Annotated in this window: 18 protein-coding genes; 17 read left to right on the forward strand and 1 reads right to left on the reverse strand. The window is 49.3% G+C overall.

Going from position 1 to position 16904, the window contains the following annotated elements:
- The first annotated feature begins 8 nt into the window (after positions 1-8).
- The 9 genes from M4D81_RS17815 (at position 9) to M4D81_RS17855 (ending at position 9008) form a co-directional block, all read left to right on the forward strand.
- The gene (locus tag M4D81_RS17815; RefSeq protein ID WP_260067522.1) at positions 9-1400 is read left to right on the forward strand and encodes a relaxase/mobilization nuclease domain-containing protein; all 1392 of its coding nucleotides are present in this window, start codon (positions 9-11) and stop codon (positions 1398-1400) included.
- Complete coding sequence (locus tag M4D81_RS17820) at positions 1342-2304, forward strand: PcfB family protein (RefSeq protein ID WP_169284776.1); 963 nt, start codon at positions 1342-1344, stop codon at positions 2302-2304. The genes M4D81_RS17815 and M4D81_RS17820 overlap by 59 nt, the downstream gene beginning before the upstream one ends.
- The gene (locus tag M4D81_RS17825; protein ID WP_049868196.1) at positions 2301-3215 is read left to right on the forward strand and encodes a hypothetical protein; all 915 of its coding nucleotides are present in this window, start codon (positions 2301-2303) and stop codon (positions 3213-3215) included. The genes M4D81_RS17820 and M4D81_RS17825 overlap by 4 nt, the downstream gene beginning before the upstream one ends.
- Positions 3216-3261: 46 nt before the next feature.
- On the forward strand, positions 3262-3453 hold the full coding sequence (locus M4D81_RS17830) for a hypothetical protein (RefSeq protein WP_021877380.1): 192 nt from the start codon (positions 3262-3264) through the stop codon (positions 3451-3453).
- Positions 3440-5209, forward strand: a complete 1770-nt coding sequence (locus M4D81_RS17835) for a VirD4-like conjugal transfer protein, CD1115 family (RefSeq protein WP_169284775.1) — start codon at positions 3440-3442, stop codon at positions 5207-5209. Before M4D81_RS17830 ends, M4D81_RS17835 begins: the two co-directional genes overlap by 14 nt.
- A gap of 11 nt (positions 5210-5220) precedes the next feature.
- A complete protein-coding gene (locus tag M4D81_RS17840; protein WP_248551689.1) occupies positions 5221-5514 on the forward strand; it encodes a glutamyl-tRNA amidotransferase in 294 nt (97 codons plus the stop codon).
- Positions 5515-5582: 68 nt separating this feature from the next.
- Positions 5583-6425, forward strand: a complete 843-nt coding sequence (locus M4D81_RS17845) for a VirB6/TrbL-like conjugal transfer protein, CD1112 family (RefSeq protein ID WP_260067523.1) — start codon at positions 5583-5585, stop codon at positions 6423-6425.
- Between the two features lie 564 nt (positions 6426-6989).
- On the forward strand, positions 6990-8831 hold the full coding sequence (locus tag M4D81_RS17850) for a reverse transcriptase/maturase family protein (protein WP_260067524.1): 1842 nt from the start codon (positions 6990-6992) through the stop codon (positions 8829-8831).
- Between the two features lie 54 nt (positions 8832-8885).
- Positions 8886-9008 carry a hypothetical protein gene (locus M4D81_RS17855; protein ID WP_260067525.1) on the forward strand — a complete coding sequence of 41 codons (123 nt, stop codon included), beginning with the start codon at positions 8886-8888 and terminating at the stop codon, positions 9006-9008.
- A 21-nt stretch (positions 9009-9029) separates the two neighbouring features.
- Here M4D81_RS17855 and M4D81_RS17860 read toward each other — a convergent pair whose 3' ends face one another.
- Positions 9030-9365, reverse strand: coding sequence for a helix-turn-helix domain-containing protein (locus tag M4D81_RS17860; RefSeq protein WP_094869229.1), 336 nt, complete (start codon positions 9363-9365; stop codon positions 9030-9032).
- Between the two features lie 164 nt (positions 9366-9529).
- Between M4D81_RS17860 and M4D81_RS17865 the strand changes: the two genes are divergently transcribed.
- The 8 genes from M4D81_RS17865 (at position 9530) to M4D81_RS17900 (ending at position 16897) form a co-directional block, all read left to right on the forward strand.
- Positions 9530-9715 carry a hypothetical protein gene (locus M4D81_RS17865; protein ID WP_094869228.1) on the forward strand — a complete coding sequence of 62 codons (186 nt, stop codon included), beginning with the start codon at positions 9530-9532 and terminating at the stop codon, positions 9713-9715.
- A gap of 25 nt (positions 9716-9740) precedes the next feature.
- On the forward strand, positions 9741-10070 hold the full coding sequence (locus tag M4D81_RS17870; RefSeq protein WP_094869227.1) for a hypothetical protein: 330 nt from the start codon (positions 9741-9743) through the stop codon (positions 10068-10070).
- Between the two features lie 24 nt (positions 10071-10094).
- Positions 10095-10460 (forward strand): PrgI family protein, encoded by a 366-nt coding sequence (locus M4D81_RS17875; RefSeq protein WP_101808189.1) that lies wholly within the window; start codon positions 10095-10097, stop codon positions 10458-10460.
- Positions 10453-12786, forward strand: coding sequence for a VirB4-like conjugal transfer ATPase, CD1110 family (locus M4D81_RS17880; protein ID WP_169284774.1), 2334 nt, complete (start codon positions 10453-10455; stop codon positions 12784-12786). The genes M4D81_RS17875 and M4D81_RS17880 overlap by 8 nt, the downstream gene beginning before the upstream one ends.
- Before the next feature lie 144 nt (positions 12787-12930).
- Positions 12931-13680, forward strand: coding sequence for a C40 family peptidase (locus M4D81_RS17885; protein WP_169284773.1), 750 nt, complete (start codon positions 12931-12933; stop codon positions 13678-13680).
- A gap of 276 nt (positions 13681-13956) precedes the next feature.
- A complete protein-coding gene (gene lgt / locus M4D81_RS17890) occupies positions 13957-14904 on the forward strand; it encodes a prolipoprotein diacylglyceryl transferase (protein ID WP_169284772.1) in 948 nt (315 codons plus the stop codon).
- A gap of 219 nt (positions 14905-15123) precedes the next feature.
- A complete protein-coding gene (locus M4D81_RS17895) occupies positions 15124-15810 on the forward strand; it encodes a response regulator transcription factor (RefSeq protein WP_049868189.1) in 687 nt (228 codons plus the stop codon).
- Entirely contained in the window at positions 15797-16897 is a 1101-nt protein-coding gene (locus M4D81_RS17900) for a sensor histidine kinase (protein WP_169284771.1), read from the forward strand. The genes M4D81_RS17895 and M4D81_RS17900 overlap by 14 nt, the downstream gene beginning before the upstream one ends.
- Positions 16898-16904: the final 7 nt, after the last annotated feature.

Below are 16904 nucleotides of genomic sequence, written 5' to 3' on the forward strand. Positions count from 1 at the left end.
CAGCGTACATGGCAACAACCGCAATATGGGATATTACCGACCGCCTCAAGCGTGTGCTGGATTATGCCACCAATCCTGATAAAACCGATCAAGCGCGTGCAGCGCATGATGATTTACATCAGGTGCTCGCTTATACCAGCGCGGATGCGAAAACTGAAAAACAGCTTTACGTGAGCGGGATCAATTGCGATCCGCTCACCGCTTACGAGCAAATGCTGCGAACCAAACGACAATTTCAAAAGACCGATGGCATTGTAGCTTTTCATGGGTATCAGGCGTTTGCTCCGGGCGAAACGACGCCGGAGGTGGCACATGCCATTGGCGTCAAACTGGCACAGGAATTATGGGGGGAGCGCTTTGAAGTCGTGGTATCGACCCATTTGGACAAGGAGCATCTGCACAATCACTTCGTCTTAAACTCGGTGTCGTTTCTGGATGGTAAACGCTATTACGATAACAAAGCCTCTTACGCGCTGATGCGGCAAACATCCGATCGACTTTGCCGGGAGCATACCTTATCGGTCATCGAGCAGCCGGAACCGGGTAAGACCAAGCATTACGGCGAGTGGCGAGCGGAACAGGAGAGCAAGCCGACTTGGCGCGGGTTGATTCGCGAGGACATCGACGCCGCTATCGCCGCTGCCATGACGGTGACGCAATTCTTCGCGATCCTTAGAAAGCAGGGTTATGAAATGAAGTCGAACGTCAAGCATTTGGCGGTACGTCCGCCGGGCAAAGAGCGGTTTGTTCGATTGCGTAGTCTTGGCGATGAATATACGGAGCATGCGATAAAAGAGCGTATTCTGCAAAACCAGTTACCGCAGCGTCAGCCACCCATGCCGTTGCCGCGGCGCAGGCGAGCCGTCATCGTTCGCAGCACCCTGCACATCAGACGTAGATTTAGCGGTCTGCAAGCCTTGTATCTGCGGTACTTATTCAAGATGGGGATTCTGCCCCATTCCCGCGCGTCCCTCAAACGGACGTCTTTTTTATTGCGCGAAGACTTGCGGCATCTGACGGCCATTACGGAGCAGACCAGGCTGCTGTGTCGTCACGGCATTTCCAGCAAAGCACAATTGTTGGCTTACCACGCTGAGCTGCAAACAGAATTGCGGCAAGGATACGGCTCCCGCAAAATGCTGTACAACCGGCTTCGCCGCTGCCAGCATCCTGAGCAAATCGAATCGTACAAGTCGCAAATTGCCGAACTTTCCCGTCAGCTTGCGAAGCTCCGAAAGGAGGTGAGGCTTTGTACGGGCATTCTTGCCCGATCCAACGAACTGGCAAACAAGCTGCAACGTAACGAGGAAGACCAATCGACACGAAGGGAGGCCAATGTCCATGAGCAGCGGAACCGAAGCGGCCGATCAGGTCGTCAGCATGAGTCTTCGTGGCATTGAGGTCATGGCGAAAATCTCCGGCGAAGGCGCGAAGCATCTGGCCGTTTATTTGTTCGCCGCCCTGCAAGGGCAAAAACGAACAAGAGGCCGCATTCGCCTGGAAAGCTTGCTGCGCAGCGGCAAGGAGCTGAAGGTGTTTGCAGTACGAAATGAAGACTTGCCGACTTTTTGCAAAGAAGCGAAGCGGTACGGTGTCCTCTATTGCGCGCTGCGTGACAAGAAAAATGTGGACGGGCTTTGCGATGTCATGGTGCGGGCCGAGGATGCGTCCAAGATCAACCGAATCGTTGAACGCTTCAAGCTGGCGACCGTAGATACGGCCAGCATCAAGCAGGAGATTGTGAAGTCCCGCAGCGAGAAGCAGTCGGACGAGCGTAAAGGAGCGGCGCAACCACCAGAGCAACATGCCGTAACACCCGAAGAAGGAACCAGCGAGCCTCCAGCTTCAAACGAGGGCGCGGCAGTCAGTGAGGATTTTTTGGACGATCTGTTGGGAAAGCCCGAGCCGGCGGCGGAGGTTCAGCCGGTAAACGCGCAGCAGGGAGCCAATCAACCGGCGGCCGAGGCGTGGGAGGTCGAGCGAACGGAACCGGAGCGTCCGCTTCCCCTCCCGCCGACACAGGAGGAGAGGACAACGGAACCATCCTCTCCGTCCGCGCCTACCTCCGAGCGCAGCGCGGCATACGAAAGGGTTACGATTGACCCTGAAAAGCCGAAGGAAAAAGTGTCCGTCCGCCAATTGCTGCGTGAAATTCGGGAGGAAAACCGGGCGGCAGAGAGCAGACGGCGGAAGCAGGTGCAGGAACCGTCGTTGCCTAAGCGCAGAGATCGCGGGAAGTCGGCGTCCGGCAGTAAAGCATCCGTTCCGATGGCCGGGAGTCGAAAGCGAGGGAAATCGAAATGAGCGAACTGGACGAGTTATTCCAGCCCCAAGTCACGACGGCCTCCGGTCAGCGTGAGCAGCCGTTCGACAAAGAAGCATGGGCGCAAAAAAAGCAAGAACTGCGGCAGTGGACGTATGAGACGATTGATACTGCCACAGCCGACATTGCGCAAAACGGCGAACAATTTCAGCATTATCTGGACGTACAAAGCCGTTTTGATCTCTACAGCGTCGCGAATGCGCTGCTTATTCTCGCGCAGCGCCCGGATGCCACTCGCATTGCTGATTTTGATAGCTGGAAAGAACAAGGCGTCTATATCCGTCGCAAGGAAACCGGCCTCTACATCTTGGAGCCAGGCGAGGAATACAAGCGGGAAGATGGGAGTACCGCAATCAGCTACAACCCCAAGAAGATGTTCGATGTTGCGCAAACAACCGCACCGAAAAAGGAATCGCCGATCTACCCGGATGACCGCACGCGCATCAAGGCATTGATGGACCGGTCACCTATTCCGATTACGATTGGAGATAGCTTGCCTGCGGAGGTTCATGCGCTTTATCAGCCGGATACGCGAAGCATCGTGATACGTCGCGGACTTGGGGCTGGTGACATTTTTCGGGCGCTCGCACAGGAGCTGGCGCATGCGGAGATTGATCGCGGCCATAACGACTACAGCCGTTCACATTACAATTTTCAAGCTTACTGTGCTGCGTATATGCTTTGCAAAAAGTTCGGCGTCGAGACGGCTACTTTCCGCTTCGGCCGGGTTCACGAACGGCTCAAGGAGTTGGAGCCGCAGCATATTCGCGCCGAGCTGACGGTGATGAAGGATGCGGCACACGACATATCCCGTCGAATGCACCGTATGCTGGCCCAGCAGCGACAGCAGCAACAGCAGCAACAGAATCGCAGCGATTCCACCACCCGCTAGTCGTGGCATGAATCTGCTTTTCATTTTTCCGTTGGGAGGAGTGGCGATGAAAGAGGAAGAACGCATCCTGAGAATGGATCATTACGAGCATGGCATTGTCATCAACGCCTTAAATGCGCTCCGCAACGACTTGATCGGCCAGCAGCGGCCGACCGATCCTGTTGACGATTTACTGCTCAAAGCGATTGACGCTCCCTATCAAAAAATAAAGCGCCGGAGTCATCATGCGGCGCGCTGAAACCGCAAGGAGTAATCTTTTACTCTTTGCGGTTTTTTTTATTCCGGTCGTGTGGGCGGCGCTGCTTGCCGCCCCTGCTTTGTCAAAGGGATTACCTGCACTTCTGCTGCATCTCAGCGAAGCGATTAACCATCCCTTCCAGATTCAATGGGTCGAGGATACGCCGCGAAGCTTGTTGCTGTTCACGCTGACTTATGGGATTTCGGTCGGCATCTACTTGGCGTCCCCGCGCAACTATCGGCGGCGCGAAGAGCATGGCAGCGCACGATGGGGCAAGGCCGGACGGATAAATGCCAAGTATCGCGACAAGCAACCGGAACAAAACAAGATTCTGACGCAGCAGGTACGCATCGGCTTGGATGGCCGCAAGCATCTCCGGAACCTGAATGTTCTTGTCGTCGGCGGTTCCGGGTCCGGCAAAACAAGGTTTTACGCCAAGCCGAATGTTATGCAGGCGCATACGTCCTTTGTCGTGCTTGATCCAAAGGGCGAGATTCTTCGCGATACCGGCCATTTGCTCAAGTCCAAAGACTACGACATCAAGGTGCTGGACCTCATCAATCCGCACCGTTCGCATGGCTACAATCCATTCGCCTATTTGCAAGACGACAAGGATGTTCTCAAGCTGGTTACCAATCTGATTCGCAATACGACTCCTAAGGGCAGCAATACAAACGATCCCTTTTGGGAGCGTTCCGAGACCGCTTTGCTGGAAGCGCTCGTGCTGTACCTCCTGTATGAAGCGCCGCCGGAAGAGCAGAACTTTCCGATGGTGATGGATATGATCGCTGCTGCTGAGGTGCGGGAAGAGGACGAAACGTACCAAAGTCCACTTGATGAGCTGTTCGAGCGGCTGGCCATGCGCGATCCGGAACACCTTGCCGTCAAGCAGTACAACATTTTCAAGCTGGCGGCGGGCAAGACGGCCAAGTCCATTTTGATTGGCCTCGGCGTTCGGTTGGAGAAGTTCAACTTGCATACGATTGCGGGGATGAGCATAGTCGACGAAATGGAATTGCCCGTTATGGGGGAGAAGAAGACGGCGATGTTTGCCGTCATTCCCGATAACGACAGCAGCTTCAACTTCATTGTCGGCATGCTCTACACACAGCTTTTTCAATGCTTGATGTACGAAGCGGACTATCGGCACGGCGGACGTCTCCCGGTTCATGTTCACTTTGTGATGGACGAGTTCGCCAATGTAGCGCTTCCCGACGAATTTGACAAGCTGCTCTCCACGATGCGCAGCCGGGAAATTTCCGTTTCTATCATTTTGCAAAATTTAGCGCAGCTCAAGGCGCTGTACAAGGACGCATGGGAATCGATTGTGGGCAACTGCGACGAATTTTTGTACTTGGGCGGCAACGAACAGTCTACCCACAAATACGTCTCGGAGCTGCTTGGTAAGGAAACGATTGACACCAATACCTACGGCCAGAGCAAGGGGAGAAACGGCAGCTACTCGATCAATTACCAGCAATCAGGCCGCGAATTGCTCACACCCGACGAGGTGAGGCTGCTGGATAACCGCTTTTGCCTGCTCTTTATTCGTGGCGAACATCCAGTCCAGGACGACAAATATGATTTGCTCAAGCATCCTCATGTCTCGCTAACGACGGATGGTAACGGTCTTCCCTTTCAGCATGGCGGCGCGGAACACGCTTTGGACTGGCAATCCGTGTTCCTTCATGAAGACGGGGATTATGAACTTCTTTCGGAAGAAGAAGTAGAGTCGCTATTTATACGAAGGGAATGATGAACTTGAAAATGAAAACGAAACGGCTGCTGGCCCTGTACATCGTGCTGATCTTAGCGGGAACCGTATTCACCTCTACCGCTTATGCAGAAGGCGATCCAATGACGACAATCAACAACCTATCTACTTTTATATTCGGTTTAATCCGTGCGATCGGCATGATTATTCTCGGTTTTGGCATTGTTCAAATTGGGTTGTCGCTAAAGTCCCATGACCCTTCTCAGCGCGCAAACGGATTTTTGACACTCGCCGGCGGAGTCATTATTACGTTTACGAAGGAAATCCTTGCCCTGATTGCCGGATGAGCTTGAAGCTTTAGCATAAGGGGGGGCGGACGATTCGTCTGTCCCCTGTTTACGGAAGGGGTGAGAATATGGCAAAAAACAGTTGGGTCATCGACAATCTCGAAAATGCCTTGGATACCTGGAACGATAAGATGAATGAAATCTGGAGCCTCGTTACGCAATCGCCAGCGGATTTTAAGGGTGGCGGCGTATGGCGTGTGATTATTGATATTCATGGTGCGTTGCAAGCTACGGGATTGGCACTCCTGGTCTTATTTTTTGTGATTGGCGTTGTGAAGACTACCGGCAGCTTTGCGGAAGTGAAAAGGCCGGAGATGGCCGTCAAGCTGTTTATCCGCTTTGTGCTCGCCAAGGCGGTCGTAACCTATGGGCTGGAGTTGATGATGGCTCTCTTTACTATTGTACAGGGGATCATCTCAACGATGATGGGACGCTCCGGGTTCGGAACGTCAGAGGCTATGGCCTTGCCGGATACGGTAGCGCAAGCGATTGAAGACGTTGGCTTCTGGCAAAGCATTCCACTGTGGATCGTCACCATTCTCGGCAGTTTGTTCATTACGGTACTATCCTTTGTGATGATCCTTTCGGTGTACGGGCGCTTTTTCCGTATCTATTTGTATACGGCAATAGCCCCCGTTCCGCTGTCCGCATTTGCGGGGGAGCCAAGCCAAAATATCGGCAAGTCGTTCCTGAAAGGGTACGCGGCAGCGTGTCTGGAAGGCGCGATTATTGTACTGGCTTGTATCATCTATTCCGCTTTTGCCACCGCTCCCCCAGCCGTCGATGCTAGTGCGGGCGCGGTTACGATGGTGTGGACGTATATTGGGGAACTCAGTGCGTCCGTAAGCATGGGCAAAAAAGCCCGTGCGCGGGTTTATGTGAATCCTGCCTTTGGCAAGGCAGCAGCGTAAAGATATAACGGGCGCGGTACGCGCCGCGCTGTCATCGACCAGTTTATCCGAAGGGGAAACCTGACGGGGAGTGCAGCATACTGGTAAAGTCGCAAGTTGGAGAAATCATCTATCCACGACTGAGCGGCGAGATGAAATGTTGTGAACGAGGATGAAAGCTACACTGCTTTAAGGATAGCCCAAGGGGGCATAGCCAAGCCAACGGCGTTAGGATGATTGAGAAGCCGTGCGTCACGGCGGAAGGAACAATTAGTTTTCCAACCGCGGTATATCCGTGACGACCAATCGCAATAAGCGAGTAACGGGCGAAAATCCCATCCGACATCACAACAAGCTATGTTCAGTAAACCTAAACGGAGATTGCCTAAACCGGAACGCTGTTTTACAGCTATGTGTAATGCCACAAGGTGATAAATCTCAAGGCGGGAGCCAAGAGAGATGACGCTGAAAATCCGGCATGGCAACGGAGCCGCCGTAGTAGTCCGAGGGCGTTAATGGCGTCCACATGGCGAAGGGCGGCAGGAAATCATCCCATACAAGATAAGGAAAGGTGCGTGAGGCACAATGAGGAGTCCTAATCGAGTATTGGAAAGTCTACGGTCAAAAGCGTGTATCAGCGATTACAGCTATGAAAGGCTGTATCGCAACCTGTACAACCCGGAGTTCTATTTGCAAGCCTATCAGAACATCTATGCCACGGCGGGCAACATGACAAAGGGAACGGATGGGTCGACAATCGATGGAATGAGTATCAAACGGATCGACAAGCTGATTGCGTCACTCAAAAATTACAGTTACCAGCCGAACCCTGCAAGAAGAACCTATATCCCAAAAAACAGCGACTCGACAAAGAAGCGCCCGCTGGGTATTCCCTCTTTCGACGATAAATTGTTGCAAGAGGTTATCCGCATGATACTGGAAAGTATCTATGAGGGTACTTTTTCGCCACGCTCTCACGGATTCAGACCGAAAAGAAGCTGTCACACAGCGTTATTGGAGGTCAAAACCCGTTTTACGGGCGTGAAATGGTTTGTTGAGGGAGATATACGTGGCTGTTTCGACAACGTAGACCACCATGTTTTGGTCAGTCTGCTTCGCCGCAGAATCAAAGACGAGCATTTTCTGGGATTGATTTGGAAGTTCCTGAAAGCCGGATATATGGAAAATTGGGTTTATCACAATACCTTATCCGGCACAGCGCAAGGCTCCGGAGCAAGTCCGATTCTTGCGAACATCTACTTGAATGAACTGGACAAATTTATGGAGCAATACGCAGGGCAATTCAATTCCGGAAAGAAACGTTTGAGAAGCTGCGAATACAACCGTTATCGGGGACACCTTGACTATCTGCGCGGCAGGAAATACAGCAAAGAGAAATGGGAATCCCTGTCGGATGAGCAAAAGAAGCAGGCACAAAGGGAAATCCGCGAAACACGAGCCAAGATGATGAGCATAGACAGCACAGACCAAATGGATGAATCTTATCGCAGAGTGGTATATATCCGCTACGCGGACGATTTTCTGATTGGCGTCATCGGAAGTAAGCGGGATGCAGAAACCCTCAAGACCGAAGTGGGGTCATTCCTCAAGGACAGCCTGAAATTGGATCTATCTGCAGACAAGACATTGGTAACAAATGCAAAAGATACAGCGCGCTTTCTTAGCTTTGACATCTATTCCAACCGTTCCAGGGACATCAAGAAGGACAAAAACGGTATGACCCGCCGCGTGTACAACGAGCGGATTAAGCTGTATGTCCCCAAGGGAAAATGGATGAACAAGCTGATCTATTACGGCGCGATGAAAATCCATTATGACGCGAGAAACGGCAATCGTGAGGTTTGGAAACCGTTCCATCGGACGCACCTATTCCACAATGACGACCTTGAAATCTTGCAACAGTATAACGCCGAAATACGGGGATTGTATAACTATTACAAAATTGCCGACAATGTTTCCGTGCTGAGCGGCTTTGGCTACATCATGAAATACAGCATGTTCAAAACATTTGCCGCGAAATACAAGACCCGTATTGGCGCAATCAAGGACAAATACAGAATGGGCAAAGACTTTGGCGTGAAATACGAAACAAAATCCGGCTCAAAAGTGATGTTGCTATACAACGAGGGCTTCCGTCACAGTGACGAAGCCGCTGCCGAAAATGTTGACGCTGAACCAAAAGTCTACGCCAACAGCAGTCCGAACAGCCTGATTGCAAGATTAAAGGCGAAAAAGTGCGAATGGTGCGGAGCGGAAAATGTGGACATGGATATTCACCATGTCCGCAAGCTGAAAGACCTGAAGGGCAGGAAAAAATGGGAAAAAGCCATGATTGCGCGAAGGCGTAAAACGATGGCTCTCTGCGAACACTGCCACGTACAGTTACACGCTGGAAACTTAGACTGATTTCTGGAGAGCCGGATACATTGAGAGGTGTATGTCCGGTTCGGAGGGGAGTGCTTGGAAACCTGCCGCCGCAATGCGGTAAGGCGCCGGGCGCTTACCCTACTTTTCAACATGCTCGTTCTTGTCGGTACGGTAAAAATGGCAGATCGCATCGTGCGCGAAATGATGGGACTGTAACCACCTTGTGAATGATGGGAGTTATCGGATTGCTGTCAGAAAAAGCTTCAATAGCGCCAAAGCATCCTTACGCTGCTTTTCTGTGCATTGATTGAGCGCAGCCATAATCAATGCTGTTTCATCGTAAGGTGTGGAGCTCTCCTCTTGACCCAGAAGCAATTCATTAGGAGAAAGCTTGAGCAAATTGCAAATGCTGAACATCGTTTCAATGGACATCCCGGCTTTACCTCGTTCAATATCGGCGCAAAATCTTGGGACCCGTCCAATTCGTTCAGCCAGCTGTTCACGAGAAATTTCCAAAGCCTCTCGTTGCTTCCGAATGCGTTGCCCCACCTTCTTTTTATCGTAACCAATCATCAAGCGTCACCTCTTTAAAGGGGATGAGTTTATAACTCCCATTATGGAGAAGCACACAATTGACATAAATGAGATTAAAACTTACCATCGAAGTAGTCTTCTAACATACACCGTATTTCATTCAAAAATGTCGGCTCTCACAATAAAAACGGGAGGATGGATAAATGAACGAATTGTTAAGAAAGCTGGAAGAGGAGCGGCGAAAGCTGAATACGCTTGGTGAACAGTTAATAAAGCAATCCATTTCTTTATCCGGCCATCAAGCATTTCAAGAGCAAAGTCAGAAGGTCGATCAGCTAGTAGCCTGCTATCATCACATGAAAGCCAAGCAGAAGCAGCAGGTAAGGTAAAAGAGTTGTGGGGGGGAAGCAGGTAATGGAAATTCCACCGTGGTTTCGAACAGCTATTCAAGGTCGATTGGACTACGTTTCTGCACGATTCGAGCATCATCCTGATCTCAAGCGTGTTCGTGCTGAAGAAAAGAAGGCTTTTCAAGTCTTGTTTGTTGGTATGGATATTGGTCGTATGCCTGAATTTGAAGCTTGGGAGGACAGACATCATTTTAAACAATCGATTATCAATGAGTGGTTATATTTGCAAGGGATGAAGGATGGCTTTCAGCTTGCTGTGGAACTATTGAGCAATCCTGTGCCATTTGATGACGACACACTGTTCAAACCTGAATGCAACGAGCCTGAGGCGTAGACTGCTCATCCGGGAGGGATAAAAGTGGAAGTGAAAATCAACCGGGAAATCCGGGATTATACGGAAAGCTTGTTCTTCGGACTGTCCTTGCGGCAGTTCTTTTTTTCTGTTCTGGCGGTCGCTGCGGCGATTGGACTGTATTTCGGGCTGCGCAGTCATTTTGGACTGGAAACGCTCAGTTGGATGTGCATATTGGGGGCAGCTCCCTGCGCCGCGCTCGGGTTTATCCGCTATCACGGTATGACGGCGGAGCAACTATTGTGGGCGTATGTGAAGTCGGAGTTTCTGATGCCAAGACGGCTTGTCTTCCGCTCGACCAACATATACTACGAAGCGCTGAAAGGAAGCCTGCACAAGCGTGAGCAAGAAAGGATGAAGCGCAATGATTAAGACGCTCAGGCGGACCATGAAGCAGGACAAGGAGCGGTCTGTCATTCCCAAAAGCGTACAACAAGCGATCCCGATCCGCGCCATCTGGCCGGACGGGATTTTTGCTGTCGGCAACAAGTTCTCGAAGTCGTTCCGTTTCGCGGACATAAATTACGCTGTCGCATCGAGAGAGGACAAGGAGACGATGTTCCTTTCCTACTCCGAATTGCTTAATTCGTTTGACAGCGGCGCAACGACGAAGATTACGATTCACAATCGGCGGCTGAATCAGGCAGATGTAGAACGTTCCATTCTTATTCCGCTCCAGCACGACGGGCTGGATGTGTATCGGCAGGAGTACAACGACATGTTGCTTGGTAAAGCGACTGATGGCAACACAAATGGGACGATTCAAGAGAAATACATCACCATCTCCGTGGTTAAAAAGAATGTGGATGAAGCTCGCCATTACTTCGCGCGGGTCGGCACGGAGTTGACGGCGCATTTCTCTCGTCTCGGCTCGAAATGTACCGAGCTTGATGCGACTGACCGCCTGCGCATTCTGCATGACTTCTTCCGGATTGGCGAGGAAGCCGATTTTCGCTTCGACATGCAGGAGATGATGCGCAAGGGTCACGATTTCAAGGATTACATTTGCCCGGACACCTTCGAGTTTGCCAAAGATCATTTTCGGATGGGCGAATACTACGGTCGGGTCATCTTTCTGCGTGATTACGCCAGCTACATCAAGGACAGCATGGTAGCTGAACTGTGCGACTTGAACCGCAACTTGCTTCTATCGCTCGATGTGATCCCGATTCCGACCGACGAAGCTGTCCGCGAAGTGGAGAATCGACTGCTCGGTGTGGAAACGAACATTACGAATTGGCAACGGCGGCAAAATCGCAACAACAACTTTTCTGCTGTCATCCCTTACGACATGGAGCAGCAGCGCAAAGAAAGCAAGGAATTTCTTAGCGACCTGACCACACGCGACCAGCGGATGATGTTCGGACTACTTACGATGGTGCATGTCGCGGACAGCAAAGAACAACTCGATAGCGATACGGAGACATTGCTCACTACGGCCCGCAAGCATTTGTGCCAGTTTTCTACGCTCTCCTATCAGCAAATGGACGGTTTGAATACGGTGCTACCGTATGGGCTGCGAAAGGTTCATGCTTTGCGGACGCTCACGACTGAAAGTACGGCTGTCTTTATCCCGTTTCGAGCGCAGGAGATCGTGCATCCGGACGGCATTTATTACGGGCAAAACATCATCAGCAAAAATATGGTCGTCGCCAATCGAAAGCAACTGCTGAATGGAAACAGCTTTATCCTTGGCGTATCCGGTTCCGGTAAAAGCTTTGCCGCAAAACGGGAAATCGTCAACCAGATATTGGCGAGCGATGACGACATTATCCTGATTGACCCGGAGCGGGAGTATTCCGCTCTGGTAAATGCGCTGGGTGGCGAGACGATTCACATTTCTGCTACTTCGTCGAACCATATCAATGCGATGGATATGAACCGGGATTATGGCGACGGAGCCAATCCGATCATTCTTAAATCGGAATTCGTCCTGTCGTTGTGCGAGCAGTTGATCGGAGGACATCAGCTTGGAGCCAAGGAGAAGTCGCTCATCGATCGCTGTACCGCCGCTGTGTACCGCAAGTATTTGCGGAGCAACTATAAGGGACAGCCGCCGACATTGCAGGATTTTCGCGCGGAGCTGCTCAAGCAAGCAGAACCGGAGGCTCAGGACATCGCGCTGGCTATTGAATTATTTACTTCCGGCAGTCTGAATACGTTCGCCCAATCGACCAACGTCAACGTCCACAATCGGCTGATTTGCTACGATATTCTCGACTTGGGCAAGCAGCTTCTTCCCATCGGCATGCTGGTCGTACTCGACAACATCTTGAATCGGATTACGCAAAATCGCGCCAGAGGCAAGAATACGTTTATCTTTATTGATGAAATCTACCTTTTGTTTCAGCACGAATACAGCGCCAACTTCCTGTTCACGCTCTGGAAGCGTGTCCGAAAGTATGGCGCTTTTTGCACAGGGATTACGCAAAATGTGGACGATCTACTGCAAAGCCATACAGCCCGCACCATGCTCGCAAACAGTGAATTCATCGTCATGCTGAATCAGGCCAGCACCGACCGGATGGAGCTTGCCGAGTTGCTCAACATTTCGGATCTGCAACTGTCTTACATTACGAATGTTGACGCCGGGAATGGACTGATGAAGGTCGGCAGTTCCCTTGTACCGTTTAACGATAAGTTCCCGCGGCACACGAAACTGTATAACTTGATGACGACGAAGCCCGGCGAGCGGTAATAATCATTATGATCGTCGCGGCGCTGCTTTCCTCACCGTTCGGCATTTTTGTGGCTGACGAAAATACAGGACCCGACACAAAAAAATGATTCAAATCTTAGAGGAAATGGACGCCCAGTTTGCCGCTCGCATAGAGTGTTTACAATGGATCAACAGAGAGAGGAGTTGCTGCAGGCTGTTTTTTGGGATATGAATCAGATCGACTCGCAGCTCGAAACACTAGAGCATACAAGAACCGTTGCCGTTGAACAGAGTGATGGAAGTGTGGAGGAACAGTCGGTAACAGAATACGAGCACGTCCTGCAACTGTCGATTTCTACCCGAACAGCAGAGCAGCAAGCGACGCTCTATGGTTTTTCCACGGAACAGGTCGATTTGACGAATGAACTTCTATCGGTTGAATTTCGTCCCATGATGATGGCCATTCTTGGGAAGAACGGTGATACCGGATTAACGTCCGAACAGTCTGCGGCGGTTATATCCGATTTGCCCGCTGGTGTGCTTGGAAGCCAGGCTGTCGAACTGGCATTGACTCGGTTGGGCGATCCATACAGCCAGCTAAAAGCAGGAAAAGATAACTATACCGATTGTAGTTATCTAGTACAGTGGGTATATCGGCAATTAGGCGTTGAGGTGCCCCGAACGGCGGCAGAACAGGCGCGCTTTATCGCGGAAAACGAACTTTCCCTTACCTCCAATGAGCTAATAGCGGGTGATTTGATTTTCTGGAGCTATGAGGCGAACGGGAGATTTATGAATATTACACATGTTGGCATTTATGCCGGCGAAGGCAAGGTTATCGATGCCTCCTCCAGCCGGTTACAAGTTGTTTATCGCAATGTATTTGACGCCGAATTTCAAGTGATGTATGGGAGACCATATTATCAATCCTAATACGGGGATCGATACAAGAAAGCCGCTGTGCGTGCTGCAAAGATGCACACGGCTTTTTTATGTACAGTAAGAGACTTCCTTGTCACAGATTCGGCAAGTGTCTATATCATGTGTTATAATTCTTAAGAGGTAAGGCTTAAAAAACTTCCTTCCACTGTAAAATATTCACGAAAGAAATTAGGCTTGAGCCAAGAAGAACAAAATCCTATAAAGAAGCACGAGACTCGCACAACACATTTCAGTATAGGAGAAATAAAGATAGGAGAATGATCTCTCATGTTAGACCCGATAGCATTTTCGATAGGCCAGTTTTCTGTTCACTGGTATGGAATCATTATTGGATTGGGTGCTTTACTTGGTTTGATACTGATTTCTCATGAGGGAAAGCGATTTGGCATAAAGTCCGACTTTTTTATGGATCTGGTCTTGTATGGTCTTCCCTCTGCATTAATCGGAGCACGAATCTACTATGTAGCCTTTGAATGGGAAAATTATAAGAACAATCCCTTGGAAATGATTAACATATGGCATGGGGGTATTGCCATATATGGAGCTTTGATCGCTGCCATTGCGGCTGCTGTCATTTACACACGTAAAAAAGGCTATAATTTCTGGCGTATCGCAGATATATGCGCCCCAGGTTTAATCGTCGGTCAAATGATTGGACGTTGGGGAAACTTCATGAATCAAGAGGCTCACGGCGGTTCAGTATCAGAAAGTTTTCTGAGAAACACACTTCATCTTCCGAACTTTATAGTCAACCAGATGTATATCAACGGTCAATATTACCATCCGACATTTTTGTATGAGTCTGTCTGGAGCTTTGCAGGGCTCTTATTCCTTCTTTGGCTGCGCAGACGGCCGTTTTTGCGAGCTGGCGAGTTGTTTATGAGTTACTTCATTTGGTATTCGCTTGGACGTTTTTACATTGAAGGGGTTCGCACGGATAGCTTGGTTTTTGCCGGACCGGAATGGCTTGCCTCATTCCTTAAGACGACTTGGTCGCCAATGAGCTCGTTTGGTTGGGGGATGATGGAAGCAGGAAAGAACATTCGCATATCTCAGCTAATAGCAGTGCTGATAATTATAGCAGCAGTTGTATTCATCATAATTCGTCGAAATTGGTTCAAAGATAAGGTTAGATATTCCGATCCCATTGTTCCACAAAAGTCCATGAAGCATGCACCATTGACGATTGAAGGGAAACCAACGCCAGAAGGTTGACGTCAAGCATATAAACAAACCGGAACCATGGCAACTTTAGTTGCAAGGTTCCGGTTTGTTTTCTTTTAATTTCCGTGAACAAGGATCTATAGACTCACCGTAGAGCTATGATTACGACCCTGTCAGAAACCGATATCCAAATTGTAGTTCTGGAATGAACTTTAACGTTTCTTTAAACTATCCTTATAAAATGAAAACCTACTCTAGGGAGGGGAACGCATGCTGGGAAAAAACATATTGATCATCGAAGATGATCCGAAAATAAGAAAGCTGCTTAAACTATATCTGGAAAGAGAAGGGTACGAAGTATTAGAGGCTGAAAATGGAGAAGAAGGAAAGGAGGCTTTTCAAAAGCATGATCCTTGTTTCGTCATTACAGACCTGATGATGCCGAAGCTAAGCGGTGAAGAATTATGCACGTGGATTCGCTGCGAACTCAAAAGTGATATTCCCATTATTATGTTGACGGCCAAAATTACGGAATCAGAGCGGATTGAAGGACTTCAAATGGGTGCTGATGATTATGTAACAAAGCCTTTCAGCCCTCAAGAAGTGGTCACACGGGTGAATACTGTACTTCGACGAACATCAAATCGATGCAGCAAAATTAGTTTTAAAGGATTGACAATAAAACCTTTGCGTGGAGAAGTCAAATATAACGGGAACATTGTCCCTCTTACTCAGCATGAGTTTAAACTGTTGTACTTTTTTATGAGACATCCCAATCAAATCTTATCGCGTGAGCAAATTTTATGCGAGCTTTATCCGAACGAAGAGAAAAATGTGATCGACCGCACGGTAGATGTTCATGTGGGAAAGCTAAGGGAAAAGATCGAGACATCGAGCGATGTCCCGTGTTTTTTTGAAACGATCCGTGGAATGGGGTATCGCTTTGTCGCAAATTAAGCAGTTTAGTACATGGAAGCAGCATATAACTTGGAAATTAATTGCGGTTAACGTTCTGGTCATGCTCATTGTCATCTGGCTAGTAGGTGTTTCAGTCAAGGATTTTGCTTGTGTTCTTGTAGAAAAGTATCGACTTGTCGGTGAAGATAAGAACATTTTCTTTAACAGAACCATGCATTTTTATCTGATTCGGGCAAGTTTGCTAGCAATCGTTGTTGCCGCGCTCATCCATTTTGTGTTTATCAAGAAAATACTTTCTCCTTTAAAACGTTTGACCCAATTGACACGGCAGCTAATGGACGGATCATACCCAGAGCCCATTAAAGTATCGTCAGTGGATGAAATTGGCCAATTGACTCAGTATTTTAACGATTTGACTCAGACTTTAAAGCAGACTGAAGAAAATCGCAAAAGGATGCTAAGCAACATATCTCACGATTTACGAACACCTCTTAGCAATCTAAACGGCTACCTGGAGGCATTAAGCAGCGGTGTGATTGTCGGGGATAAAGACTTGTATCTGTCACTGCTGGAAGAGTCTCAGCATATTACCCGGCTTGTGGAGCAGTTGCATCAGCTTTCTGTATGGGAGGATCGACAAGCTGCAAGCATGACTTACAGCAATATACAAATCGATGACCTGATTACTCGGTGCACGCAGTCTTTTCAATGGGAACTTCAAAGCAACAATATGGAGTTGGAAGTATCTGTTTCACAAGACGTTGTCATCGGTGACGAAGGCGGATTAAGACAGGTGTTAAACAATCTGATACAGAATGCGATAAGCTATAATACGGGACGGATGATTTGGGTGATCGGGGTTATCGAACCTCTTCAGTATCGAATCACCGTCAGTAATGTTGGCGAGCCAATACCTGAAGAGGTGCGCGGATTTGTATTTGAACGTTTTTTTCAAGCGGATCCATCGAGACATCGCGGAGAGAAAGCAAAAGGAAGCGGGCTTGGTTTGGCTATTGTAAAAGAAATTGTGAAGAAGCATGGAGGCAGAGTGGGACTGGAGTCGGAGAATAATAAACATTCGTTTTGGGTAACACTGCCTCGCAACTCGAAAAAAAATTTGAAATAACAAAACA

Source organism: Paenibacillus sp. p3-SID867, assembly GCF_025142895.1.
Lineage (GTDB): Bacteria > Bacillota > Bacilli > Paenibacillales > Paenibacillaceae > Paenibacillus_AQ.